Origin of the sequence: Salmonella sp. 5800, assembly GCF_046558195.1 — a bacterium.
Lineage (GTDB): Bacteria > Pseudomonadota > Gammaproteobacteria > Enterobacterales > Enterobacteriaceae > Salmonella > Salmonella enterica.
Genome location: NZ_JBGDOX010000002.1, coordinates 18194 through 40909 on the forward strand (window position 1 = coordinate 18194; position 22716 = coordinate 40909).

The following is a 22716-nucleotide window of genomic DNA, read 5'->3' on the forward strand; positions in this document are numbered from 1 at the left end:
GCAATTAATAAGTACGAATCTTCGGCGGGAACGCCGGACGCAGTTTCGGTTCCATATTGACGCTTCGGCGCGTCATGGATTCCGTTTGCGGCTGATACAGGGTATGACACAACCAGTTGGCATCATCACGCTCCGGGAAATCGAAGCGGCTATGCGCGCCGCGGCTTTCCGTCCGGAAGTTGGCTGATACGGCAGTGGCGTAGGCAGTTTCCATCAGGTTATCCAGCTCCAGACACTCAACACGCTGGGTATTAAACTCGCTGGACGTGTCATCCAGACGGGCGTTTTTCAGACGCTCGCGGATCACTTTCAACTGCTCAAGCCCTTTCGCCATCGCGTCGCCTTCACGGAATACGGAGAAGTTATGCTGCATACACTCCTGCAACGCTTTGCGGATAGCCACCGGATCTTCGCCATTGCGGTTATTGTTCCAGCGATTCAGGCGCTCCAGAGAACCTTCAACGTCAGACTCGCTGGCGTCGCGCAGCACGCCCTGCTCGGCGATGGATTCCTGTAAATGCAGCCCCGCCGCGCGGCCAAAGACCACCAGATCCAGCAGTGAGTTACCGCCCAGACGGTTGGCGCCGTGAACCGATACACAGGCGATTTCGCCTACCGCAAACAGCCCCGGAATGACCACGTCTTCGCCCTGCTCGTTCACGGTCAGCGCCTGACCGGTCACTTTAGTCGGAATACCGCCCATCATGTAGTGGCAGGTAGGGATAACCGGAATCGGCTCTTTCACCGGGTCAACGTGGGCGAAAGTACGGGACAGCTCCAGGATACCCGGCAGGCGAGATTCCAGCACCTCTTTACCCAGGTGATCCAGTTTCAGTTTAGCGTGCGGCCCCCACGGACCATCGCAGCCGCGGCCTTCACGGATTTCGATCATGATGGAACGCGCCACCACGTCACGACCCGCCAGGTCTTTGGCGTTCGGCGCATAACGCTCCATAAAGCGCTCGCCGTGTTTGTTCAGCAGGTAACCGCCTTCGCCGCGGCAGCCTTCTGTCACCAGCACGCCCGCCCCGGCGATGCCGGTCGGGTGGAACTGCCACATTTCCATGTCCTGCACCGGGACACCGGCACGCAGCGCCATACCGACACCATCACCGGTGTTGATGTGAGCGTTGGTGGTGGACTGGTAGATACGGCCTGCGCCGCCGGTCGCCAGCACCGTCGCGCGGGCTTTGAAGTACACCACTTCACCGGTTTCGATGCACAGTGCGGTACACCCCACCACCGCGCCATCCTGGTTTTTCACCAGATCCAGCGCATACCATTCGGAGAAAATCGTGGTTTGGTTTTTCAAATTCTGTTGATACAGCGTGTGCAGCAAGGCGTGACCGGTACGGTCAGCCGCCGCCGCGGTACGTGCCGCCTGCTCGCCGCCAAAGTTTTTCGACTGGCCGCCGAACGGGCGCTGATAGATACGTCCATCATCAAGACGGGAGAACGGTAGCCCCATGTGCTCCAGTTCCAGAATCGCTTCCGGTCCGGTCTTACACATATATTCGATGGCATCCTGGTCACCAATGTAGTCCGACCCCTTAACGGTGTCGTACATGTGCCATTCCCAGTTATCTTCATGGGTATTGCCGAGCGCCACGGTGATACCGCCCTGCGCGGAAACGGTATGGGAACGGGTCGGGAAGACTTTCGAGAGCAGCGCACAGGTTTGGCCGCTTTGGGAAATTTGCAGCGCCGCGCGCATACCTGCGCCACCGGCACCAATCACAACAGCATCAAATTCTCTGACTGGCAGTTTCATTACACACCCCACACCACAACAAATCCATAGATGACGTAAACCACCAGCGCAACAACGATAACGAGTTGCAGTATCAGACGCACTGCCAGTGGTTTAACGTAGTCGGTTAACACCTGCCACATGCCGATCCAGGCATGAATCAAGATGGAAAAAAGCGCCAGCAGGGTGAAGACTTTGGTGAAGGCCGATGAGAAGAAACCGGTCCAGGCTTCAAAGGTCAGCTCGCCGCTCGTGGCGAAAAAACCCACCATGTAGATGATGTATAACGTCAGAACGATAGCGGTAGCACGGACCAGGATGAAGTCATGTACGCCATTGCGTCCTAATGCGGAGGCGTTGCTTACCATACGAGGACTCCTGCGAGAAGTGAAAGCACGACAGTGATAACAAAAGAGATTTTGGCAGAGCGTTGACCCGCTTCGAATGTTTCTTCCAGATAGCCAAAATCCATTAACATGTGACGAATTCCCACGATGACGTGATACGCCAGCGCGGTAAGGATGCCCCACATGATAAATTTAACGATGAAGCCGTCCATGATATCGGCGGCCTGCTGGAATCCTTCCGGAGAAGAGAGGCTGGTGCCCAGTAGCCACAGTAGTATGCCGACGGCGATGAAAGTAATCACACCGGATACGCGATGGAGAATGGACGCTATCGCTGTGATGGGGAACCGAATCGTTTGTAGATCCAGATTGACAGGTCTTTGTTTTTTCACATTTCTTATCATGAATAACGCCCACATGCTGTTCTTATTATTCCCTTAAGACTTCGGTTACAGAGGTGAATCTACCTGTAGCCAGAAAGACGACGGGATTTCCTTCCTCCGGTCTGCGTGCGGGTCAGACAGCGTCCTTTCTATAACTGCGCGTCATGTAAAACACTGCTTCCAGTAGCTAAAACGACACGTTACAACGCTGGGTGGCTCGGGATTGCAGGGTATTCCGGAGACCTGGCGGCAGTATAGGACGTTCACAAAATCATTACAATTAACCTACATATAGTTTGTCGGGTTTTATCCTGAACAGTGACACAGGTCACGATAACAACATTTTTTTAATTTTCAATCATCTGATTTGACAAACATTAAACAAAATTGTTACAAACGACACCAGAAAAAGCATATAATGCGTAAAAGTTATGGGGTCACTCTTTCACCTGTTAATAAGTTATGCAACAGTACAATGATATTGACCCATTCTTTCAGGACAGTTATTAGTGATAGACAGGTTACATTACTCGGATTGCTACGTTCCTGATTTGCTGCTAATTCGAAATTAATCAAGCCGTTACCTGCAAGCGCCCATTGCTCTGTACCCAGGTCATCCCCTCTTTCACAGAGCGGCGAGCCAAATAACAAACTGGTAACGGTTGATTGATGCATACACAGAATCTTCCCTGCACTAACGACGAGGAAGATGACGTGGAGAAGGCAAGTCTGAGTTCCGGCAGTCTTAAGCAATAAGGCGCTAAGGAGACCGTAAATGGCTGATACAAAGGCAAAAATCACCCTTACTGGTGACGCTGCTATTGAACTGGATGTGCTAAAAGGTACACTCGGTCAAGATGTTATTGATATTCGTAGTCTCGGTTCAAAAGGAGTTTTTACTTTTGACCCTGGTTTCACCTCTACCGCATCCTGCGAATCTAAAATCACCTTCATCGACGGCGACGAAGGCATTTTGTTGCATCGCGGTTTCCCGATTGACCAGCTTGCTACCGATTCCAACTATCTGGAAGTCTGTTACATCCTGCTGTACGGCGAAAAACCGACGCAGGAAGAGTATGACGAGTTCAGAACGACAGTCACCCGCCATACGATGATCCATGAGCAAATCACTCGCCTGTTCCATGCTTTCCGTCGCGACTCACATCCGATGGCGGTAATGTGCGGGATCACTGGCGCGCTGGCGGCGTTCTACCACGACTCGCTGGATGTGAACAATCCGCGCCACCGTGAAATCGCGGCGTTCCGCCTGCTGTCCAAAATGCCGACCATGGCGGCGATGTGTTACAAATATTCCATCGGTCAGCCGTTTGTTTATCCGCGCAACGACCTTTCCTACGCCGGTAACTTCCTGAACATGATGTTCTCCACGCCGTGTGAAACCTATGAAGTGAATCCGGTACTGGAGCGCGCGATGGATCGTATTCTGATCCTGCACGCTGACCATGAGCAGAACGCCTCTACGTCAACGGTACGTACCGCAGGTTCAAGCGGCGCCAACCCGTTCGCCTGCATTGCCGCCGGGATCGCCTCCCTGTGGGGACCCGCGCACGGCGGCGCAAACGAAGCCGCGCTGAAAATGCTGGAAGAAATCAGCTCTGTTAAACACATTCCGGAATTTGTTCGTCGTGCGAAAGACAAGAATGATTCTTTCCGCCTGATGGGCTTCGGTCACCGTGTTTACAAAAACTACGATCCGCGCGCCACCGTGATGCGTGAAACCTGCCACGAAGTGCTGAAAGAGCTGGGCACCAAAGATGATCTGCTGGAAGTGGCGATGGAGCTTGAGCACATTGCGCTGAACGACCCGTACTTCATCGAGAAGAAACTGTACCCGAACGTAGACTTCTACTCCGGCATCATTCTGAAAGCGATGGGCATTCCGTCCTCCATGTTCACCGTGATCTTCGCCATGGCGCGTACCGTTGGCTGGATTGCACACTGGAATGAAATGCACACTGACGGCATGAAAATCGCCCGTCCTCGTCAGCTGTATACCGGCTACGATAAACGCGACTTTAAATCGGCGCTGAAGCGTTAATTGACAACCGGATGGCGACGCAACCCTCGCCATCCGGTAAATTTTCCCTTTTTTCTTATCCTCATTATTTTATTCTTACCCCGTTACTCTCTATGATTAATTAAGGTTTCGCTAAATATCATTCAGGGAGCATGGAATGCCGATTCTGCAGTGGTTTTTGTTATTCCTGTTATCGCTGCTCATTTCCCTTATTTTTCTCTATCTGCACCTTCCGGCGGCGATGCTGCTCGGTCCAATGATTGCGGGTATCGTGTTGAGTTTGCGAGGTAGTACGCTACAACTTCCGCGCGGTATTTTTCTCGCCGCGCAGGCGATTCTCGGCTGTATGATCGCCCAAAATCTAACCGGTTCGATATTGACCACCCTCGCCCTCTACTGGCCGGTCGTGCTTTTAGTGTTGCTGGTGACGCTGCTTTCCAGCGCGATAGTCGGCTGGCTGCTGGTACGCTACAGCTCGCTGCCCGGCAACACCGGCGCATGGGGGTCTTCGCCGGGCGGCGCGGCGGCAATGGTAGCGATGGCGCAAGATTACGGGGCGGATATCCGCCTGGTGGCGTTTATGCAGTATCTACGGGTACTGTTTGTGGCTGGCGCGGCGGTGCTAGTGACACGCCTGATACTCGGCGACAGCGCGGCAACGGTCAGCCAACAGGTGGTCTGGTTTCCGCCGCTTAGCGGTAATGTATTGACGACGCTGTTATTAGCGATCGTGGCGGGCATTGCCGGTCGCCTGATGCGTATCCCTTCCGGCACGATGCTGCTCCCCATGTTGGCAGGCGCGCTTCTCCATTCGCAAGGCATCATTGAGATTGAATTACCCGAATGGCTGCTGGCCGTGGCGTATATGGCGATAGGCTGGCGTATTGGGCTGGGTTTTGACAGACAGGTGTTTTTTATGGCGCTGCGGCCATTGCCGCAAATCTTATTGTCAATTTTCGCGCTGATGGCGATTTGCGCCGCGATGGCGTGGGGAATGGCTTACTACATGCAGATTGATTTTATGACGGCTTATCTCGCCACCAGTCCCGGTGGTCTGGATACGGTTGCCGCGATCGCGGCAGGAAGCAGTGCCGATATGGCGCTCATCATGGCAATGCAAACCCTACGGCTGTTCAGCATTCTGTTAACTGGGCCAGCAGTGGCCCGTTTTATATCAACCTATGCGCCCAGACAACCTTTGTAGGACTGATAAGCGTCGCGCCATCAGGCAATAGCCGCTCGCCGATGGCGGTTCCGGCTATTTCTGGCAATGCGGGCACCAGTAAAACGGGCGTGAGGACAGTGTTGTCTTTTCAATAATGCCGCCACACCGCTCGCACGCTTCGCCGTCACGGTGGAAAACCTTAAAGCGAAACAGTGCGCCATGATGCTTGTTTTCATCCGCCTGACCGCGAGTCGTGTAGGACAGGCGCGGAATATCCAACAGCGCGTGAGAAAGCGCATTCAGTTGCGCCTCGTTGAGATCTTTCGCTTTATGCTGTCCGGTTAACCCTACCTGCCAGAGGATTTCAACGCGCAGATAATTCCCCAATCCCGCCAGAAAGGCCTGATCCAGCAACAGCCCGGAGAATTGTCGGTTGCGAAAATGCGGCGACAGCAATCGAGCTTTAACCTCTTCCGGGCTAAGACGCGCGTCCAGCACATCCGGACCGACTCGCTGTAAAAAAGGGTGCGTCGTGAGCTGCTCTGCTGTCAGCATTTCGATATCAGACGCGCTGTAAAGCAGAATAGTTTTATCCGCCGTCTGTAGCCTGACGCGTAATATACGCGTGGTCTGCGGTATTTCACCGGTGTCGATCACCCGCCATACGCCATAGAGTTGGTTGTGGCTGTAGAGCGTCAGGCCATTTGAAAAATGGGTCAATAACGCTTTTCCCCGCGTCTCTATCCGGGTAACAATTTGACCGGTAAGCTGCGATTCATACGGTTTTAACTGTGCAAAGGCAAACCAGACGTCGGTTAAGGGTTTGCCTTTGATTGCCGCCTCCAGATTATCCGCCGCACGACGAATTTCCGGGCCTTCAGGCATGATAATATCCTTTGTTAACAGGTGATTAATGGACTACACCGCCTCTGACTATCTGGAATGCACATCGAACACCATAATGAACATCCACAGCGGATGGACAAACAGGCGGTGGTATCCAGTGATAATAACATTATCGCAGCACGAGACCACTTCCCCGTCAGGGTTAACATGATCGCGCCAGGGCATAATCGACTCAGCCCTTGTCGGGCGAGCGCCCAATAATGATTGTCTGCCTACCGGAATTAAATGACGCTTAGTTATATTTTGCCCAAAATTTTTTTCTGTTGATCCTTTTAAAGCCTTCTTTCCAATAACTGGCATTCAACTCTTTGATATAATTTTCTCCGGGAAAAAGTTTATCCTTTAAAGGCAGTTTCTTGGCTAGCACGATTCTTTCTGCGTTAGATCCCGCGGACTCTGAATGTGTGAGGGAAGATAAGGCGTCCAGTTGAGCGCTTGAGGGTCTGGCTATCAATTCAAAAAAAGGTTCTGACAATACAACACTACTAAGTGCTGCATAATTTCCTTTTTGTATGAGCGGTTTGACGTACTCAAAAAAAGAAATAATCCCTGATTGCAATCTTGCCGCTTTTTTTAAATACTCAATTTCAGAACCACTGCTATCTTCACGTACAGGAATTATTCCATTATCCGTTTTTTTATAGCCAATTGTTGACCCAGTATTATCAGCCATAGCGAACTCCATTATTTCCACCCCTCCTGATAAGAAAAGATCACACTTATCGTGGGGATGGCCATAGTTGGTTAGCCAACCAAACATCTTATTATAAATAGATCGGTTATCATTGGCGCCAGCAAAAGTTGCCAAATAAAACCCATGTATTTGTTTTTCTGCCCATTGCGCACCTAAAGAACGAGCAAATACTGATTGAATATTACCCATCCATCCTACATCGATAAGTGCTATATTTTTATAACCTTCACAGGCCGTTTTAAAGTAATCAGCGTAAACTTCCCTGTGCTGAGTATTTTTTAATAAAATATATGGAAATAATTTATTTATAAGCCAGTGAACCTTATGTTCCTCTCCTGAAACAGGAATATACTCCTCGTCAGGAAAACCAACTTGATGTATATCTGAAATATGCTCACTCGCATCTAACCCCGCGATAGCAAGTATCTTTTTAATACTTTTCTTATTCTTACCACCAAAAAGATGCCAAATCCTGTGCATCGGCCAATCAGTCATCCCCACCATATAAGCTGATGCGCGGGATATATATAAATATTCACATTTTACATGTTCTTCTGAAAAGTATTCATTATAAATTTTATAGATTAAGTGAGCATCGCGTGCTAAAAAAAGCGCTTTATCAATTTTATGAATCTTTAACTGATTCGCTAACCAGGATACATAACCTAATAATAACGGACCAAATACTTTAAATCCTATCTCGTTTAAAGGATCATTTTGATGGAAAGCAGAAACTTGTTTAAGTAATAAAGTCTTACAAATAGATTCACCAATAATATCTTTAGCTTTCCAATGATTAGATATCCCATGATTATACTCTGACCAATCAGCATGGAGAGTATTTATGCCGAGTTTTTTAGCATTCAGAATATCAGCATGAACATTGTCGCCAACATGTATCCACGATGCAATATCTACATTTTCATTTTTCTTGACTATTGAAAATAATTTACCACTATTTTTAGAGTACCGCTCTTCGCCAGATGAATAAACTGGAATGTTACTGATATCATAGCCACATGATGTTAACAACTCCTTTAATATTGCTGATGGAAGGTACATATCACTAATTAAAATGACTTTGCAACCATCACTAATAGCCTTTTCAAACAAACAGCTTCCACGCGCATTTTTATATAAAACAATCTTCTCCATTTGTATTTCCAGATCGATTATCTTTTTTACTGTCGCTGGTGAAAGCTGCGGATGCTTTTTTAAAATTTCATCGTATATTTCAGATATAAGTATTTCCGGCTCGCCGCCAAAACGCCTGACCCTATTCTCTCTGGCACTTACTTCCGCCTGAACTCTTATCTCTGGGAAATTATCAATAATACCAATCTCGTACGCTGATATAAAAAATTTCTCAGTTGCTAAAGTTGATTGCATTAATGAAAACAAATCTCTGGGACGGTAAATCCTCCGGCTAACCAATGTATCAAAGATATCAAAGCTTACGGTCTTGTATTTTTTAAAGTTCATATCCATATTTTATTTAATCTTATTTTCAATATAAGAAATTTTATGAAAAAGACTATTGTTAGCAATATTTGAAAGTAACACATTGAGCAATGATGAATCATCAATACTTCTCATCATTTTATTTTCTGCAATTTTGCATTCTATATCAAATAACTCATTGTTAATTACGGTATAATTGCCAAATTCAAAGTCATCATTTTCTCTGAAATGATAAAATGCCAGTGCTTCAGGTAAGATCCAAACATCATTTTCTGCCAGGTAATGAATAAAAAAAGGCCAGAAAAATGCAGGAGAGGATAATTTATGACTTTCAATCACATCGATAACAGAATTTTTATCGAATAAACACGAGGAAAGTGGAATAGAATTCCGGTAATAAATAACATCAAAACTAACAGGGCCAGCATTTAAATAGTGGTTCCATGGTTGCGTTGAATTTATAATTATTCTATTATTTTCCGCAATCTCAGCAACTTTATTTGTATGGCATGCTATTGCATTTACAGATGAATACGTTGACTGTATATTCGCCAAAACACTGAGTAGCCTTGACACATATTCAGGGGCCCAGGAATCGTCATCATCCATAAAGCATAAATAATTAGATTCAGACATCTTAATAGCATTAAAGATACAGTTTTCGTCGTAGATAACACTATATATATTTGACAGTTCTTTCAGATAAAAATCATCCACATTGTGATATTTCAATTCTTCCTCCATGCAGAAAATGATGATATTTATTTTTTTGAACGTCTGGTCATTAATGGATTGCAAGGCCCGCATTAATAGACGAGTACGCCCAGGTTTATGTCGGACAATAACTAAAAGACTCTTTTCCATATTCTGATTTCGCGTTTTACGGTATATATAAAAATTAACACCCTATGAATTAATGCTGACATTGGGTAAGGATTATAATATTTTATTAGACTGACACCAGATAAGGTGTAGCAACAGAACCATACCTAAGATTATCATAGTCATATAATTAAAAAATCGGTATAATTCTCATCAACACCACTTACATCATGTTTAATATTTATCTTCAGATTTTTTATTGAATTTTTTATACCAAAAGAGCTTTGAGGTAAGATAGGGCAAACTATTTTTCATCTCTTTTTTTGCAGATTTAAACCGATAAAAATTTTTGACTGCCGTAAACAAACCATTAATAATAACTTTAAAAAACTCCATTTTTGAGTGGGTAAGTTTTAATAATTTGCCATTTTCTATATTTAAATGATAGATAGTAATTCTCCGGAATGAAAACTTAGTAGGGTGATAATGACGATAATCAACCACGATTGGTTTTTTAATTAAAAAGAAAGCTGGAATTAAGTGTCCATTAAGGGTTATGCATCTAAAAAATTTGTAGATGGCTTTTTCTTTACCAGAACATGGGTAATCAACACAACCATTAACAATATCAATACCTTCTACATTGAATTTTTCATTATGAGTTATTGCATTAATTCTTTTTCTTATCTCCAGAAGATCTACATTATCTTCCCAAAACTCCCGTCCAGAAAGACAATCGTTATATGACATAATCATTGCTCTGGCAAGTTCATAGCGGCATGAAAAACTCGCAAGAAAGACTTCCCGCACAAAGAAAACACTTAACAGTAGTGCAGCAAACTTTCTTTTACTAATTAATGCAGGTACAGCAACAGTCCTGAAATTCAAATAGCTATTTAGAACCGATATTTTTCTTTCAAAATCCATTTGCCACGAAGCCACACCATTAATTGTGACAATATTATGTTTTTTATGCATATATCCAAATAGCAGGTCATCACCACGAACAAAGAAAGGAAATGAGTAATATTCAATAGCGTTAATATTAAAGGCAAAAAACCACCATCCACCGTAGCCTATTTTTCTTTCATTATCAAAAGTATCTAAAGAATCTATTTCCCGAGCATCCAGATAATGTTTATCCGGGTAATGTAAAAAATCTCTATGCCATATGGCACCAGATTCATGTATGATTGCCGGGTTATCTTCAAAAAGCATACAGCCAGTAACAACTGTATTTTTGTCTTTAGCCATCAGTAAAAAAGCATGAGTTCGACAAATCGATTCAATTTCACATGAGCCGTCGTCATCCATAAATATGACATGTTTGACATCGTTGATTTTCCCTGCCTCTATCAAACCTCTCATAAACCCGCCTGACCCACCGAGGTTTTCATTATTGATAACCATAATGCCGTTTCCTGACGGGTGATTAATCGCCTCGCCATTATTAACGATAATCAATTTAAAACGATCTTTAAATTCGCTCTGGGTTAAGAGTGTTTTATTAATTCTATTGATTGTTTTAGTAACAGCTTCTTTTCTATTATAAGTTGTTATAACTAAAGCCATAGATGATTTACTAACATGATCTTTAGTCAGAAATTCAAATCCATTTAAAACAGAGTCTTCGTCTGATTGCCACTCCACATAGATATATCCAAAATTTATTTTTGATATATCAATTTCAATCTCATCACTAATATCACATGACGATTTAAAATCAATTTGCTTTAATACTCTAATGACACCATTCTCTTTATGCCTTACAGTTATAGTTCCGCGACCAATTATATTAACCCGCAAAAAAAGTGATGTTAAGGTTGTATATTTTTTCCATTTCTTAATTGAGAATGCATTAAAAAAAGTATCAAAATATGCAACCTTATGACGCGGAACAAGTAAGTTACGTGAGGTATAGTTATACTTCCCGCCCTGAGTTCTGAAATAAAGCTGCTCTTCCGTGCATAGATCAATGTTTGGTAAAATTACTTTTTGAAGTAAAAAATACATAACGAACCTATAAATTTATATTATCTGGGGTAACGCTATTATAAAATAGTAAATTACTCACCGCGTAGTGATATAAATACTGCAATAAGAATATTAAAATCCGCCTTTGCTAACTATCTCACCGTGCTCAAGCCTGATGAACTTATTACATACAGATTTAGCCAGTTCATCATCGTGAGTGGCCATTACCATAATGCCCGCTTTAGAGATAAAGCTATTTAATCTCATCTCTGCTTTTCTTTTAAAATCACTATCACCCACGCTCATCCATTCATCCATCAGTAAAATTTCAGGATTAATTGCAGTAGAAATAGAAAAACCAAGCCTCAGAACCATACCACTAGAATACGTTCTAACGGGGATTTTAATAAAATCACCTAACTCGCTGAACTCGATGACATCTTCTGTAATATTTTTTATTTCATTTTTTGACAGACCGAGAAATAGTCCCCTCAGTTTTATATTTTCCAGGCCTGTAAGCTCACCATCCATTCCCATCATGGGATCAATGAGGCTGGTGACTCGACCGATACATTCATACTTCCCTGAAGTTGGTTTATAGGCCCCTGCAAGTACTCTCAGAAGAGTGGTTTTGCCCGAGCCATTGTGTCCGATAAGCGCAAGACGGTTACCTTCGGTAAGCGTAAAATCAATTTTTTTTAATGCCTCTACTTCAATAATCCCGGTATTCGATGAGCCAATTCGTCCACCTGAAGCAGCCTGTAGAAAAGTTTTTTTAAATGAACGGTGGCTGGAGTTAAATATAGGGAGTATTACGCCAACGTTTTTGCAAGAGATTTTCATTAATTATAACCAGTATACGATTCTTGAGCGATATTTAGTCAACACTAAGGTTGAGACCATCAACATAATAATAGAGGTTATTATTGTGTAAAACCATATAGTTACATCTGGTACAGTTCCCATTAATGGTTTCCTGAGCATCTCCATAAAGTAATAAAAAATATTATAATCAACAAATTCCTTTCTTCCCTTTGGTAATTGTTCCGATGTCCAAATGATGGGAGTTATAAAAAAACACAACGTTACCACACTTTGAACAACCGGTCCCATATCACGATATCTTGTGCAAAAAATGGCGAGAATCATACCTGTAGAAATTAATGAGATGGATGTTATTACAATTGCAGGTATAAAAAGGAGAATATCAAGGTTTACCGATGTATTGGTAAAAAAAATCACGAAAGGTATAATGATAAAATTATGCAACATAATCATAAACTGCCGATAGAAAACACGTAATATATATAAATATAGCGGAAGGTCAGATTGTTTAATAATTGATGCGGACTCATTAAATATTCCGCATGACTCATTAATAGTTGCTGATAGAAAGGCCCAAAAGATCATACCTAAAGTAAGATGCATGATAAAATTTTCGGAACCAGAACTGAACAGCGAACCGTAAAGAGGTCCCATCGCTGATATGGTGACCCCCATCGAAATCGTTATCCAAAAAGGCCCTAACACCGATCGCCGGTATCGTCCCAGGACATCATTCCAACCTAGCGAAATCCAAAGTTGGTGCCTGGCCAGAGCTTCTTTCAAATCATTCATTGTTTCCGTGTCACCTTTACCTGAAGAACTTATTCTTTAACGATATGAAAATATAACTTATTTATTTTCTATAATATTTACATACTATTTATCTAAACACTGACCTACTTCATAAGCACTTTATGGTGTTAGCAACCAATAGTGTCTTTATAAATTTGCAATGTCTTATTAATGACTAATATGCTGGAAAACAATTCCTTTACACGTTTTCTTCCATTCGCCCCCATCTCTAAGCGAATCTGTGGATTTTTTAACAAATACTCTAATTCTACCGCTAACTCCTGAGCTGAATTACTTTTCACGATCAACCCATTATAGTTATGAATAATTAAGCTATCACATCCGCCGGTATCATAAGCAATACATGCACGTCCTACAGATGATGCCTCTAATAAAAGCCGTGGTACTCCTTCCGGATAAATAGATGGTAATGCAACGATATTCGATTTCTGAATAAGCTCATATACATTCGAAGAGCGTCCCAGCCAGTTAATTAGTCCTTCATTATGCCAGTGATGAATGAGCTCCAAAGGGATAGCATCTTTATCGTCCTCGGCCAATATACCTGCAACATTTAAAACAAAATGAATATTTTTTTGTCTGAGGATCTTTTTTGCTTCAATGAGATCGCCAAGACCTTTACTCCATAACATTCGGCTTGCAAAAAGGACTATCGGTATCTCATGTTTTTTCTCTATAGAGAATTTATAAATATCCGGGTTAATTCCAGCACCTTCGATAACGATAGTTTTATGATAATCAATACCTACTAAACGCGATATTTTTCGTCGATCTTTATCATGTTCAAAAATAAAAACACCACGCTTATTACCGGCAATATATTTGTAAACCAAAACGGTTAACGCACGCAATATTCTCATTGGCACGGTATTATATAAAAAGATTCGACCAAGTCCGACAAAGCTGATAACAACTGGACTATTACTTCTCCTGGCGCTAACCCCACCAATCAGGCAAGGTTTGAGCGTAATACAATGCAATAAGTCAGGATTAATCTCTTTAATAATTTTCCGAGCGTTAAGGAATGCTCTAAAAAAAACAAACATATTAAATGACTGAGCAACAAGAGACACATTGTGACAAATAAAACCAAGCGTTTTGAATTTTTTTATAATCTCTTCACCAATAAAATGACTTATGATATGAATTTCATAACCCGCATCCCTTGCCGCTATCGCACGTTCTGTCCAATGTAAATCAAAGTACCAGTCTGAATTTACAAAATAACATAACCTTTTCATCTCTTCGTCCTGCTAATGATATTTCCCACTAATACCTTTAAGTCCATGAAGTATTCCCTGCCAGATAAAATATAGATAACAAAATTTCTTACGCTGCCATGGTAATATGGCGAGATATTTAGAGAGGCGTAATACTATAGAAAGAACACTGAATATCCTGGGAACGGGTAAAAGTTTTCTCAGCAGCAACAAATTTCTACAAAGATAATATACTTTCCATTCGGGGCAGATACACCTTCCATGAATAGAGATATCATGAATAAATTTAATTTCTGGGGAGTAACGAATTTTCTGCCCGGACAATACTAGCTTATAACCAAAGAAAAAATCATCATAATAAAGGAAAAGTTCATCATGGATATCGTTAAGATGGTTATTCAATACCTTTCGATCAATAATCATACCAACGAATGACACAGTTTGAACATCAGTAACCTGAGTTCTTACTGGAGAAAACCTCTCTGGGCGTATGACATAATAAATAGTCTCAAACACCGTAGATGGAACCCTGATGAAAGGCAAATTCATCCGACAAGACCGTCCATAGGTGTCCTGAACTCGCGACGCAAATATACGGTATATTGAGGTATCTAATAACGAGAAATGCTTTAAAATATTAATTTCCGGGTAAGCATCATCATCATAGAAAAATACCCAATCGGCATTACTATATGAGCATATATATTGACTACCTACTTTAAATCCGCCAGCACCACCAAGATTATCTTTAAGATTAAGTATCGTGATGCCAGGTTCACTTAATGAAGAAAGCCATTCCCTGGTACCGTCGCTTGAGCCATTATTAACGATAACAATAGAGGAAAAACCCGCCTTAACAGTCTCTCGCACACTTTTTTTTAATTTCTCAAGAGGGTTAAAAGTTACGATTAGCGCTGTACACTTCATCAAACGGTAACTGTAAAAGCTGGCATTTCTTTTTGTTCATATAGCGACGTTAAGTATACGTCCGCCGTCTGTAATGCTTCAGCTATCGTGATGTCCATATCGAGATAACGATAAGTGCCAAGACGACCAATGAAAGTAATATTTTTTTCTTTTTTAGCCCGCGACAGATATTTATTCAGTAAATCCATTTTATCTGCCCTGCGAACAGGATAGTAGGGTATATCACCAGCTTCACATTCCCGACTATATTCTTGATAACATATTGAAGCTTCATGTCTCTCCCACGGAGAAAAATATTTGTGCTCAGTAATCCGAGTATAAGGAGTATCTATTGAACAATAATTCATTACTGCGCATCCTTGATAATCACTCTGGCAAATTATTTTTTTAAAGTCTAATGTACGATATTCCAGTCGGCCATATTGACAGGAGTAAAAGGCATCCAGCGCGCCACTGAAAAAAACATGATCATAATCTGTCCGCATTTCCTGAGTGAAGGAGCGACATAGTTCAACAGCGATATTTTCGTGTTCGACAATGGACTTGACCATTTGTGTATAACCAAATTTTGGTATTCCCTGAAACTTATGATTGAAATAGTTATCATCATAATTAAAGCGAACAGGGATACGTTTCAATACAGAAGCGGGTAACGCGGAAGGATGAAGCCCCCATTGTTTAATGGTATAACCTTTAAAAAAGGCTTCATATAACTCTTCGCCAATGAAACGCAAGGCCTGTTGCTCAAAATTTTGTGGTTCCAGAATGGTGCTATCACATTTTTGAAGCAGTAATTTCCTGGCGTCATCAGGTGAGCAGGCGACACCAAAAAATTGATTGATGGTATGAAGATTGATAGGTAGAGAAAATACCTGACCATTTACTGTGGCCTTAACCTTATTGATATAAGGCATCATCTCAGCGTATTTATTTACATAATTCCATACAGTTTCATTATCAGTATGAAAAATATGAGGACCATAAACGTGCACCATAATACCCGTGTGCTCATCTCGGGCATCATAAGCGTTACCACCGATATGCGAACGTTGATCAATAATATTGACTACATGTCCCTGCTCGGCTAACTGGCGTGCTATTACTGCGCCTGAAAGGCCCGCACCTACAATTAGTATCTTTTTACGTTGCATTATTTTTGTCACTCTGTTCGCAGACACAGATAATATTAGATAGTTTATCCAGAACCATTTTCATTTATATCAGAAGGGTAAAGTGAAATTTACTCAACGCATCCAGATAATTCCACGCTACCGCCACAGCGCGTAAACCCTCGCACTGATTACAGATTCATTAATGTCACACGTTATGCGGTATTTCCGGACAACGATGATTGCCATATTTATTTTGTGAAGATAACTCATTCAGAACGCAACATTATGGGTCTGAATACCGCGCGGCATGATGTAAATATGCTGTCAGCATAAATCCGGTGCGTTACCGGCCCCAGTTTTTACCAACCCACTCTGTTGACTGATGTCCGGGCCGACGTCCGGTATCCTTATTCTTACCGCATCAGATAGCGGTACTCCTGTCGGGATATCCCAGCGTTGTTTCAGCGTCTGCTCCGCGAGCCAGACCTGCCTCACGCCGGTTCCCAGCATACGGGCCGTCATTTCCGGGCTACAGCCTGACAACAGTAATCCCAGCACCCGCCGTCCCTGTTTTGGCAGACGCTCTGACAGTAACCTGACCAGCGTGCGGCTGTTTATCTCCATCACCAGCTCCGGCACGCTCAACGCGCTTTTCATCTCCTCCTCGTAAGGCGATGTCTGTAGTGATGACCATATGGCAAGCTCAGCCATTCTAGCCAGAACCCTTACCGACATGGCGCGTTTAATCAGCCTCAGATGGCGGAAGTAACCTTCCACGCTGACGTCAACCGGTAAAAACGCGTTACTGCTGCAAAAAACCACTGTCCGCGGATAACGCTGAAAAACCTGTTGCCACAGCAGAAGCTGGGTTGATGGCCGTCCGGCGGATATCACCATCGCGCCGGGCCACCGACGCAACCGATCCAGCAGCCCTTCTGGTGTCCTGAGACGAACGCAGTCCTCCACGCAAAGGCCACCGGTATCCGGAAACTGCGCAGGATTTTCGCCTGACTGACAAAACATAATCAGCCGGAGAGGCGGCAGTACTCTGGTTAACGTCTGCATATCAGTACGTCAGAACCTGATACAGGCTGAACAACGCTGCGACGGTGGAGACCGCCAGCAGGAGCAAAAATATTTTCGCCCCCATACTGTACCGGCACTTACTGGTGCCCCCCCTTCCGGTGGATATTTCCGCATATTCTTGCGTCATCAGATTGTTCTCCTCTGGCCATTGCCGACCCGGCACTGCGCCAGCAACGACAGCTTCGTGTTGTGGAAACAACATGTCCGCACCCTTTCGTGGACCGGGAGCCATTCCATGTCTGTATGAAAAATGACGTCTGGCCCTATCTAAACACAGCACTCTGACACCCTGTCCGGTTCTGCTTTTCGGCTGCACAGGCCGTCAGTCCCCCTGGTAGTACATGCTCCTGCCGCAGGGTAATTCTGCCCTGTGCGGAGTACAAAATGACAAATAGAAAACACAGTAATCTATTGATTTATATGTTGATTATGTAAATCAGCTTTCCCTGAACAGATTTCTCTGTGATTTAACAATATGATTCAAAAAGTAAAATAAAGGATTTAATTCTTTGATATGATAATTAATCAGCATTAAATATTATTTAATACGTTTTTTTAACACTTAAAATTAACATTTTGTGCAGGCAGGACAAAAATGGATACAGCATAGTGCTGGTTGGACCAGGTGAATTTTCCCTTAGTTTTTTTATTGTTATATGGATAACTCCTTAATAAGCAAGAGATTACGATTGCATGACTCTTGTGTGGAAGGGGTAAATTTGAGAGGATGATGAAAGCGCGAAGCGGACTTAACTTTTTGAATCAGAACGTACGGTTATACTCGACGTTTTTTTCGCCATATTCCATGAAAACGCCCGGCGTTACTTGCGGTGTATCTTACGGTGTGCTGGATATTCCTGTGCCCCAGATAGTCCTGTATGAGTCGTGTATCAATCCCTTTATCAGCAAGGGCGTAGCCGCAGGCATGTCGCAGCATATGAGGATGTGGCGCTATCGTTAATTCGGCCAACCGCCCTGCCTCACGAAGTATGTAAAAAAATTGTTGCCTGCTGAGCGGATGCCGTCGCAGCGACAGGAACAGCCAGTCTCCGTCAGCCCCTTTCTCAAGATACTTCCTGGCCCTGAGCCAGCTTTTCAGTACGTTATACTCATCGGGAAGGAGGGGGTGACACGTTGAAAAGCCATTTTTGAGGCGCCGGATATAAAGCTGTCTTCCTGCAAGATCAATATCCGACAAGCGCAGCCCCAGCAGCTCACTGGCCCGGAAGCCGTGAATAAACGCCATCAGGATTAAGCAGCGGTTTCTTTCCGGGAAGGGCATTCTGTCGGTCGCTGACAGCAGTTTTTCAATCTCTTCTTGCGTAAGATATTTTCTTTTCACAAAACAAATCCATCATAACAAAATGAGTAATATACTAAAAAATCACTGATCAGATGAGTTTAATTTTCGCTAAAAAAGTTGCTATGCGTAAACAGCTTAAAATCCATATAGCTGGCAATCTGGCACGCTATCCATGACGTGATAGTGAAACAGCGAATCAATCTGGCTTCAATCTCCTGATAAGTCGTCATGATGAGGAATATAAATGCTAAAAATGAGGCTATCGTGAGGTAAATCAATCAGAAAGGGGTAATAAAGAGTCAGGTAGTTTACCCGCCCCGGAGGTTTGATTAGATGGCGATAGCTAACAATATCATAATGATTTTCAAAAACTCTGCTGCTAACAGCAATAAGCTCATCATACTGGCTATTACAGCATCACTTGGTTATTTTTAAAATAATATATTATAAGGGGATTTATATAGTATTGAATAAATCCCTCTTCCTGACATTAAGAGAACAGAACACGATAATTTTTAGCAGCCGTAATATAATAGCTTCAATCGTCGGGCTCTCAGGCAATAACGTGTATATTACGCGCATTGAACGCGGCGCGTAACCTGCGAGCGAATGCAAGCGCATACTCGCCGTCGCCATGAATGCACACCGTTTGCGCCGTGACAGTCGTCCACACGCCAGTAACGCTTTTCACTCTCCCGGCTTGTACCATATCCAGCGTTTGCGCCAGCGCCTGCTCTTCGTCGTGAATCAGCGCGCCAGGTTGCATGCGCGGCACCAGGCTACCGTCGGCCTGATAGCCGCGATCGGCAAACACCTCCTGCCGCGTCACCAGGCGATGGCGCTCACCGGCCCGGATCAGCTCACTTCCCGCCAGTCCAACCAGTATCAGTGACGGATCATAGTCGTGTACCGCTTTCGCAATCGCCTGTGCCAGATGAGGATCTTTCGCCGCCTGGTTATAGAGCATACCGTGCGGTTTGACATGGCGCATCACGCCGCCTTGCGCCTGGACAATCGCCCCCAGCGCGCCGATTTGGTACAGCGTCTGGGCGTATACCGTTTCCGGCGGCAAAACCATCGCCGTCCGCCCAAAATTATCCCGATCCGGAAAGCTGGGATGCGCGCCGATCGCCACGCCGTTTTTCAGCGCCTCGCGCACACAGGTCAGCATGGTTTGCGCATCACCGGCGTGAAAACCACAGGCGATATTGGCGGAGGAGACCAGCGTTAATAATTCGCTGTCGCTGGCGCAACCTTCGCCCACATCCGCATTTAAATCAATGTTCATGCTGAAGCCGCCAGGTAAGCTGTTCCAGATAGCGCTGACGCTCATGGCGCGCGTTGAGCGCCTCTTCCAGCGAACATTGCACAAAATGGATCGGTTGTCCTAGCGGGATCTGCGCCAGATGGTACATATCTGCCTCGATGATGCAGGCAATGCGCGGATAGCCGCCAGTTGTCTGGGCATCATTCATTAGCACAATAGGTTGGCCGTTGTAAGGCACCTGCACGACACCGGGCAGCAAACCGTGCGACAGCAGTTCGCGATCCGTTGTCCGCGTTAACGATTGTCCCTGCAAACGATAGCCCATGCGATTACTTTGCGGACTGAGCTGCCATGGCGAACGCCAGAACGCTTCTTGCGAGGCGCGATCGAATTCACGGTATTCCGGCCCCGGCAGCGCACGGATGCGATTCCCCCACAGTAACTGCTTCACGCCCTGCGGCCCGCTAAACTGTCGCGATGGTTTACCCGTCGCCAACCGATCGCCATCTTTTAGCAGCCGTCCTTCCAGCCCACCGATACCGGACTTCAGATCGGTACTACACGATCCCATCACCTCCGGCACAGCAATACCGCCAGCCACCGCCAGATAGCTACGCATCCCGTGAAGCGGTCGATGCAGCGTAAGACGTTGACCCGCTTTTACCGGCAATCGCCAGCCTGTCCAGACCGGTTGATCATCCAACTGCGCTTCGCAGCCTGCGCCGGTAAGAGCGAACCAGGTCTCATTTTCAAATTCGACAACCAGTTGACCGAGAGTGATTTCCAGCGCCGGGGCATTCGCATCGTTCCCGACCAGGAGATTAGCGGTCTGAAAGGCGGGTTTATCCAGCGCACCGCAGTGACTCAGCCCCGACTGACGAAAGCCGTGACGCCCGCTATCCTGCACGGAGGTATAAATCCCCGCGCGAATAATATTCAGCATATTCCCTCCTTTTGCGGCACAAAGCGTACGCTATCGCCAGGGCGTAGCAGAACCGGAGGCTCCCGCATCGGATCGAATAACTTCAACGGCGTGAGGCCGATCAGCTGCCAGCCGCCCGGCGTGGATAATGGATAAATACCCGTCTGCGCGCCGCCGATGCCGACAGAACCGGCCGGAACCTGCAGGCGCGGCTCCGCACGTCTGGGCATATGGAGCGGTTCTGGTAAATTCCCAAGATAGGGAAAGCCAGGCTGAAAGCCTAAAAACCAGACGACATACTCAACGGAGGCATGTAGCTCCACGACCTGCTTTTCACTCAAACCGCTGTGCCGTGCCACCGCCGCCAGATCCGGCCCGCCTGCGCCGCCATAGATCACCGGGATCTCAACCGAACGCGAGTCCGGCTCCAGCGCCTCGCTCTCTTCCCACCAGCGCTGCAGACGCTCAATCGCATCCAGCGCCAGGGTTTGCGGTTCCCGCAAGATCACGGTGATATTGTTCATCCCGGGAATGGCTTCCACCACGTTCGGCATATCGACCAGACGCTGCGTCAGACGCCAGATGCGTTTCTGGCTCGCCAGCGTAATCGGCGGTTCAAGTTCCAGGACGACCGCCGTTTCGCCTAACAGATAACAACGCGCTCGCTGCACTTTATTACCTCTCAGTTATGCCGGGTTAGGGATATCAATAAACGTCACATCCAACGCCGTGTTTTCGTTCAACCATTCGCTCAGGGCGCGAATACCGCCGCGTTCAGTGGCATGGTGCCCGGCGGCATAAAAATGCAGCCCCTGTTCGCGCGCGGAATGAATGGTCTGTTCGGAAACCTCGCCGGTAATAAAAGCATCCACGCCGAAGCGGGCGGCGCTATCAATAAAACTTTGCCCGCCGCCGGTACACCAGGCGACACGCTGAACATTCTCTGGCCCGGTATCGCCGCACCATAGCGGTTTACGCCCCAGACGCGCTTCAATCCATGAGGCCAGTTCCAGCCCTGGCACCGGCATTGAGAGCTCTCCCCACGGCACCAGCGGCTCAATTTCTCCTTTCACGGTAATGCCCAATAGCGCCGCCAACTGCGCATTGTTGCCCAGCTCAGGATGCGCATCCAGCGGCAGATGCCAACCGTAAAGGTTAATATCATTTGCCAGTAACGTTTTTAAGCGACGGCGTTTCATGCCGCGAATAACCGGAGACTCGCCTTTCCAGAAGTAACCATGATGAACAATGACCGCATCGGCCTGCAAACGCACCGCCTCATCGAGCAGCGCCTGACTTGCGGTCACGCCGGTAACGATTTTCTGTACCGTCTCTTTTCCTTCGACCTGTAAACCATTCGGCGCATAATCGCTTATTGCCGCACTGTTCAGCTTGTCGTTAATCAGTTGTTCCAGCTCGGTGTTTTTCATCATCGCTCCCTTTAACCCACGTTCTACTTTCCCGTTACGGGTTCAGTCTCCGTTAACATAGCCTCCCGTTGGCCGTTCGTCGATAAACATTTGTTTGACACATCAAGAAACAATCACCCCCGGGTTTGGCGCAAATTACTTAGCAAAACACGATCGGTTTCATGTATATTTATGCAATCAGAACGCATATTGCAGAAAAAATCAGTTCTGTATCATGTTGGTAACTTTAAGGAAACACGGCGATACGGCAGGCTTAATAAGCCCACATAGA

Annotated in this window: 24 protein-coding genes; 2 read left to right on the plus strand and 22 right to left on the minus strand. The window is 45.3% G+C overall.

The genetic code is table 11. The annotated features are described in order from the left end of the window. Positions 1 to 4 precede the first annotated feature (4 nt). The 4 genes from sdhA to ACLJZ5_RS05095 form a co-directional block, all read right to left on the minus strand. Complete coding sequence (gene sdhA, locus ACLJZ5_RS05080) at positions 5 to 1771, minus strand: succinate dehydrogenase flavoprotein subunit (RefSeq protein WP_024798557.1); 1767 nt, start codon at positions 1769 to 1771, stop codon at positions 5 to 7. Further along, complete coding sequence (sdhD, locus tag ACLJZ5_RS05085) at positions 1771 to 2118, minus strand: succinate dehydrogenase membrane anchor subunit (RefSeq protein WP_000254356.1); 348 nt, start codon at positions 2116 to 2118, stop codon at positions 1771 to 1773. Before sdhD ends, sdhA begins: the two co-directional genes overlap by 1 nt. After that, positions 2112 to 2516: a succinate dehydrogenase cytochrome b556 subunit gene (sdhC, locus tag ACLJZ5_RS05090; protein WP_000263340.1), complete on the minus strand. Its 405-nt coding sequence runs from the start codon at positions 2514 to 2516 to the stop codon at positions 2112 to 2114. Before sdhC ends, sdhD begins: the two co-directional genes overlap by 7 nt. A 393-nt stretch (positions 2517 to 2909) precedes the next feature. Beyond that, on the minus strand, positions 2910 to 3155 hold the full coding sequence (locus ACLJZ5_RS05095) for a hypothetical protein (RefSeq protein ID WP_001539488.1): 246 nt from the start codon (positions 3153 to 3155) through the stop codon (positions 2910 to 2912). A gap of 100 nt (positions 3156 to 3255) precedes the next feature. Here ACLJZ5_RS05095 and ACLJZ5_RS05100 point away from each other — a divergent pair, with 100 nt between their 5' ends. Next, positions 3256 to 4539 (plus strand): citrate synthase, encoded by a 1284-nt coding sequence (locus tag ACLJZ5_RS05100; protein ID WP_023203106.1) that lies wholly within the window; start codon positions 3256 to 3258, stop codon positions 4537 to 4539. Positions 4540 to 4675: 136 nt separating this feature from the next. Then, positions 4676 to 5722 (plus strand): AbrB family transcriptional regulator, encoded by a 1047-nt coding sequence (locus tag ACLJZ5_RS05105; protein ID WP_024798245.1) that lies wholly within the window; start codon positions 4676 to 4678, stop codon positions 5720 to 5722. A 54-nt stretch (positions 5723 to 5776) separates the two neighbouring features. On the opposite strand, the gene nei is transcribed toward ACLJZ5_RS05105, so the two are convergent. The 18 genes from nei to ybgI all read right to left on the minus strand — a co-directional run bounded on the left by nei (position 5777) and on the right by ybgI (position 22445). Continuing rightward, on the minus strand, positions 5777 to 6568 hold the full coding sequence (gene nei / locus ACLJZ5_RS05110; protein ID WP_024798244.1) for an endonuclease VIII: 792 nt from the start codon (positions 6566 to 6568) through the stop codon (positions 5777 to 5779). Between the two features lie 48 nt (positions 6569 to 6616). Next, positions 6617 to 6754: a hypothetical protein gene (locus tag ACLJZ5_RS05115; RefSeq protein WP_001519950.1), complete on the minus strand. Its 138-nt coding sequence runs from the start codon at positions 6752 to 6754 to the stop codon at positions 6617 to 6619. 67 nt (positions 6755 to 6821) lie between these two features. Beyond that, the gene (locus tag ACLJZ5_RS05120; RefSeq protein ID WP_077914012.1) at positions 6822 to 8717 is read right to left on the minus strand and encodes an HAD family hydrolase; all 1896 of its coding nucleotides are present in this window, start codon (positions 8715 to 8717) and stop codon (positions 6822 to 6824) included. A 57-nt stretch (positions 8718 to 8774) separates the two neighbouring features. Beyond that, complete coding sequence (locus ACLJZ5_RS05125; RefSeq protein WP_024798242.1) at positions 8775 to 9608, minus strand: glycosyltransferase family A protein; 834 nt, start codon at positions 9606 to 9608, stop codon at positions 8775 to 8777. A gap of 192 nt (positions 9609 to 9800) precedes the next feature. Beyond that, a complete protein-coding gene (locus ACLJZ5_RS05130; RefSeq protein ID WP_024798241.1) occupies positions 9801 to 11579 on the minus strand; it encodes a glycosyltransferase in 1779 nt (592 codons plus the stop codon). A 93-nt stretch (positions 11580 to 11672) separates the two neighbouring features. Beyond that, positions 11673 to 12383 (minus strand): ABC transporter ATP-binding protein, encoded by a 711-nt coding sequence (locus tag ACLJZ5_RS05135; protein WP_000702849.1) that lies wholly within the window; start codon positions 12381 to 12383, stop codon positions 11673 to 11675. A 3-nt stretch (positions 12384 to 12386) separates the two neighbouring features. Beyond that, positions 12387 to 13157 (minus strand): ABC transporter permease, encoded by a 771-nt coding sequence (locus ACLJZ5_RS05140; RefSeq protein WP_000998823.1) that lies wholly within the window; start codon positions 13155 to 13157, stop codon positions 12387 to 12389. 128 nt (positions 13158 to 13285) lie between these two features. Beyond that, on the minus strand, positions 13286 to 14419 hold the full coding sequence (locus ACLJZ5_RS05145) for a glycosyltransferase family 4 protein (protein ID WP_000824901.1): 1134 nt from the start codon (positions 14417 to 14419) through the stop codon (positions 13286 to 13288). A gap of 12 nt (positions 14420 to 14431) precedes the next feature. Continuing rightward, on the minus strand, positions 14432 to 15328 hold the full coding sequence (locus tag ACLJZ5_RS05150) for a glycosyltransferase (RefSeq protein ID WP_410958882.1): 897 nt from the start codon (positions 15326 to 15328) through the stop codon (positions 14432 to 14434). Continuing rightward, a complete protein-coding gene (gene glf, locus ACLJZ5_RS05155) occupies positions 15325 to 16476 on the minus strand; it encodes a UDP-galactopyranose mutase (protein ID WP_001521816.1) in 1152 nt (383 codons plus the stop codon). The genes ACLJZ5_RS05150 and glf overlap by 4 nt, the downstream gene beginning before the upstream one ends. Before the next feature lie 285 nt (positions 16477 to 16761). After that, positions 16762 to 17502, minus strand: a complete 741-nt coding sequence (locus ACLJZ5_RS05160) for a hypothetical protein (RefSeq protein ID WP_001194237.1) — start codon at positions 17500 to 17502, stop codon at positions 16762 to 16764. Between the two features lies 1 nt (position 17503). Then, a complete protein-coding gene (locus ACLJZ5_RS05165) occupies positions 17504 to 17839 on the minus strand; it encodes a hypothetical protein (protein WP_077914009.1) in 336 nt (111 codons plus the stop codon). Positions 17840 to 18298: 459 nt separating this feature from the next. Beyond that, positions 18299 to 18865, minus strand: a complete 567-nt coding sequence (locus ACLJZ5_RS05170; protein WP_000824704.1) for a tyrosine-type DNA invertase — start codon at positions 18863 to 18865, stop codon at positions 18299 to 18301. A 59-nt stretch (positions 18866 to 18924) separates the two neighbouring features. Next, positions 18925 to 19056, minus strand: a complete 132-nt coding sequence (locus ACLJZ5_RS05175; protein WP_001521652.1) for a hypothetical protein — start codon at positions 19054 to 19056, stop codon at positions 18925 to 18927. A gap of 323 nt (positions 19057 to 19379) precedes the next feature. After that, the gene (gene pxpA / locus ACLJZ5_RS05180) at positions 19380 to 20114 is read right to left on the minus strand and encodes a 5-oxoprolinase subunit PxpA (protein WP_001017922.1); all 735 of its coding nucleotides are present in this window, start codon (positions 20112 to 20114) and stop codon (positions 19380 to 19382) included. After that, entirely contained in the window at positions 20104 to 21036 is a 933-nt protein-coding gene (gene pxpC, locus ACLJZ5_RS05185) for a 5-oxoprolinase subunit PxpC (protein WP_000932043.1), read from the minus strand. Before pxpC ends, pxpA begins: the two co-directional genes overlap by 11 nt. Continuing rightward, the gene (gene pxpB, locus ACLJZ5_RS05190) at positions 21030 to 21686 is read right to left on the minus strand and encodes a 5-oxoprolinase subunit PxpB (protein ID WP_001188371.1); all 657 of its coding nucleotides are present in this window, start codon (positions 21684 to 21686) and stop codon (positions 21030 to 21032) included. The genes pxpC and pxpB overlap by 7 nt, the downstream gene beginning before the upstream one ends. A gap of 15 nt (positions 21687 to 21701) precedes the next feature. After that, positions 21702 to 22445, minus strand: a complete 744-nt coding sequence (ybgI, locus tag ACLJZ5_RS05195) for a radiation resistance protein YbgI (RefSeq protein ID WP_000798844.1) — start codon at positions 22443 to 22445, stop codon at positions 21702 to 21704. Positions 22446 to 22716: the final 271 nt, after the last annotated feature.

What these genes read in the sequence shown, in the direction of transcription:
- sdhA (WP_024798557.1), bottom strand. Translation starts at nt 1,771, where the DNA reads ATGAAACTGCCAGTCAGAGAATTTGATGCTGTTGTGATTGGTGCCGGT.
- sdhD (WP_000254356.1), bottom strand. Translation starts at nt 2,118, where the DNA reads ATGGTAAGCAACGCCTCCGCATTAGGACGCAATGGCGTACATGACTTC.
- sdhC (WP_000263340.1), bottom strand. Translation starts at nt 2,516, where the DNA reads ATGTGGGCGTTATTCATGATAAGAAATGTGAAAAAACAAAGACCTGTC.
- ACLJZ5_RS05095 (WP_001539488.1), bottom strand. Translation starts at nt 3,155, where the DNA reads ATGCATCAATCAACCGTTACCAGTTTGTTATTTGGCTCGCCGCTCTGT.
- ACLJZ5_RS05100 (WP_023203106.1), top strand. Translation starts at nt 3,256, where the DNA reads ATGGCTGATACAAAGGCAAAAATCACCCTTACTGGTGACGCTGCTATT.
- ACLJZ5_RS05105 (WP_024798245.1), top strand. Translation starts at nt 4,676, where the DNA reads ATGCCGATTCTGCAGTGGTTTTTGTTATTCCTGTTATCGCTGCTCATT.
- nei (WP_024798244.1), bottom strand. Translation starts at nt 6,568, where the DNA reads ATGCCTGAAGGCCCGGAAATTCGTCGTGCGGCGGATAATCTGGAGGCG.
- ACLJZ5_RS05115 (WP_001519950.1), bottom strand. Translation starts at nt 6,754, where the DNA reads ATGCCCTGGCGCGATCATGTTAACCCTGACGGGGAAGTGGTCTCGTGC.
- ACLJZ5_RS05125 (WP_024798242.1), bottom strand. Translation starts at nt 9,608, where the DNA reads ATGGAAAAGAGTCTTTTAGTTATTGTCCGACATAAACCTGGGCGTACT.
- ACLJZ5_RS05130 (WP_024798241.1), bottom strand. Translation starts at nt 11,579, where the DNA reads ATGTATTTTTTACTTCAAAAAGTAATTTTACCAAACATTGATCTATGC.
- ACLJZ5_RS05135 (WP_000702849.1), bottom strand. Translation starts at nt 12,383, where the DNA reads ATGAAAATCTCTTGCAAAAACGTTGGCGTAATACTCCCTATATTTAAC.
- ACLJZ5_RS05140 (WP_000998823.1), bottom strand. Translation starts at nt 13,157, where the DNA reads ATGAATGATTTGAAAGAAGCTCTGGCCAGGCACCAACTTTGGATTTCG.
- ACLJZ5_RS05145 (WP_000824901.1), bottom strand. Translation starts at nt 14,419, where the DNA reads ATGAAAAGGTTATGTTATTTTGTAAATTCAGACTGGTACTTTGATTTA.
- glf (WP_001521816.1), bottom strand. Translation starts at nt 16,476, where the DNA reads ATGCAACGTAAAAAGATACTAATTGTAGGTGCGGGCCTTTCAGGCGCA.
- ACLJZ5_RS05160 (WP_001194237.1), bottom strand. Translation starts at nt 17,502, where the DNA reads ATGCAGACGTTAACCAGAGTACTGCCGCCTCTCCGGCTGATTATGTTT.
- ACLJZ5_RS05175 (WP_001521652.1), bottom strand. Translation starts at nt 19,056, where the DNA reads ATGACGACTTATCAGGAGATTGAAGCCAGATTGATTCGCTGTTTCACT.
- pxpA (WP_001017922.1), bottom strand. Translation starts at nt 20,114, where the DNA reads ATGAACATTGATTTAAATGCGGATGTGGGCGAAGGTTGCGCCAGCGAC.
- pxpC (WP_000932043.1), bottom strand. Translation starts at nt 21,036, where the DNA reads ATGCTGAATATTATTCGCGCGGGGATTTATACCTCCGTGCAGGATAGC.
- ybgI (WP_000798844.1), bottom strand. Translation starts at nt 22,445, where the DNA reads ATGAAAAACACCGAGCTGGAACAACTGATTAACGACAAGCTGAACAGT.